Raw genomic sequence first — 1,890 nt, forward strand, 5'->3', positions numbered from 1 at the left:
ACCTCGATATGCTGCGCCAGCTTCGGGTCGATATCGGCCACCGGCCTGAGCGCCTGGTTTTGCGGTAGGTCGCCGAACACCATGTCGAGCTTCTTCTTCAGCGTCTCCGCGTCGATGGCGCCGACGACGGCGACACGCAGGCCGCCGCGGGCGAACACCGCTTTGTGCAGGGCTTTGAGATCATTGGGCGTGATGGTGGCGATGCTTTCCTTGGTGCCCTGGTCGGAGCGGGAATAGGGATGATCGCCATAAAGCGCTCGCGCCCATTTGTTCTGCGCCACCGTGTCGGGATCGTTTTCGCCGGCGATGATGCCGGACAGGATCTGGGAGCGGATGCGGTCAATCGGCAGCTGGTCGAAGCGCGGCTCGTTGACCGCCAGCCGCAACAGGTCGAAGGCTTGGTCGCGCTGCTCGGCCAGCATGCGCATGGAGCCGTAGATGCCGTCGCGGCTCTCGTCGAAGCTCATCTCGGCGCCGGCATCGTCGAGCTTGATCTGGAAGTCTTCACTGTCGAGCGGGCCGGCGCCTTCGTCGAACAGGCCGGTCATCAGATTGGCCAGCCCTTCCTTGCCGACCGGATCCTGCGTCGAGCCGCCGCCGAAGACGAAGCGGATGGCGACAACCGGCACGGAATAGTCCTCGACCAGCCAGGCGGTGATGCCCTTTGGCGAGGTGACGGACTGGATGTCCATGGCCCGCGCGGTGAGTGCCGGCAGGATGAGGAAGAGGATGGAGAGAAGTAAAGTGATCAGCGGGGCGATAGCGCGGCTCGGGGTGGTCGTTCCAAACGAACAATTGTCGAAGTCGGCGCCGCCCCTCATCGCCCTGCCGGGCACTTCTCCCCGTATAGTGACGGGGAGAAGGAGGCTGGCCGCAACCTCGGCGTCCGTCTTGCAACCATGGTGATTGGCGAAACCGGCGATGACGGCGCCCCTCTCCCCGTCACTATACTGGGAGAGGATGCCGGCAGGCAGGTGAGGGGCAGCGCCAACGCTCGATCTCTTCATCAAATCAATTCCCCGCCTGTTGCTGCGGCAGCAAATAACCGGTGGTCGACCGGGCGAGCACGAGATAGCGCGCGGCGACGGCCTTGACCTCGTCTGTCGTGACCTTGCGGATGCGGTCCGTCCACTGCTGGACGTCCTGCACATTGCCGCCGGTGGCAAGCGTCGAGCCATAGATGTTGGCCATGGAATCCTGCTTGTCGCGGGCAAAGGTCATCGATCTGACATAGCGGTCCTTGGCCTTTTCCAGCTCCGATGGCGTGACGCCATGCTTGACGATGCGCACCACTTCGGCATCGACCGCCGCTTCGACGTCGGAGATTTTCGCATCCCCGCGCGGCGCGCCATAGACGGTGAAGTTGGTGTCGTCGAGCATGGTGCCCTGGAAAAAGGCGCCGGCGCTGGATGCGATACCTTGCTGGACGACGAGTGCCTGGTAGAGCCGGCTGCGATTGCCGCCGCCAAGGATCTCCGCCAAGAGGTCGAGCGCTTCCGCCTCGCCCGGCTTGCCGGTGTGATAGGACGGCACCACCCATTGCGTGGAAAAGCTCGGCACGCTGACGCGGGCATCGGCGAGCGTCACCGTGCGCTTGGTGTTCTGCTCCGGCTCGACCGGGCGTATGCGCGGCGGCAGATCGGGGCCGCGCGCCACCTTGCCATAGGTCTTTTCGGCCAGCGCCCGCACCGTGTCCGGTTCGACATCGCCGGCAACGATCAGCACCGCGTTGTTGGGCCGGTAATATTTGTCATAGAAGGCGACAGCGTCGGCGCGGTTCAGCTGCTGCATCTCCTGCATCCAGCCGATGACCGGGATGCGATAGGGCTGGTTCTGCCACAGCGTCGCATCGACCTCCTCGTCCAGCACGGCCTCGGGGCTGTTGTCGAT

At 64.3% G+C, this 1,890-nt stretch carries 2 protein-coding genes; both read right to left on the minus strand.

Going from position 1 to position 1,890, the window contains the following annotated elements:
- Positions 1–1,007: pitrilysin family protein (locus tag EN750_RS32240; RefSeq protein WP_245482873.1), on the minus strand; the 1,007-nt coding region annotated here is incomplete at its 3' end.
- Between the two features lie 4 nt (positions 1,008–1,011).
- The coding region (locus tag EN750_RS32250) for a pitrilysin family protein (protein ID WP_145968122.1) at positions 1,012–1,890 on the minus strand (879 nt) is incomplete at its 5' end.

The sequence above is a fragment of the Mesorhizobium sp. M7A.F.Ca.ET.027.03.2.1 genome (assembly GCF_003999175.1).
Taxonomy (GTDB): Bacteria; Pseudomonadota; Alphaproteobacteria; order Rhizobiales; family Rhizobiaceae; genus Mesorhizobium.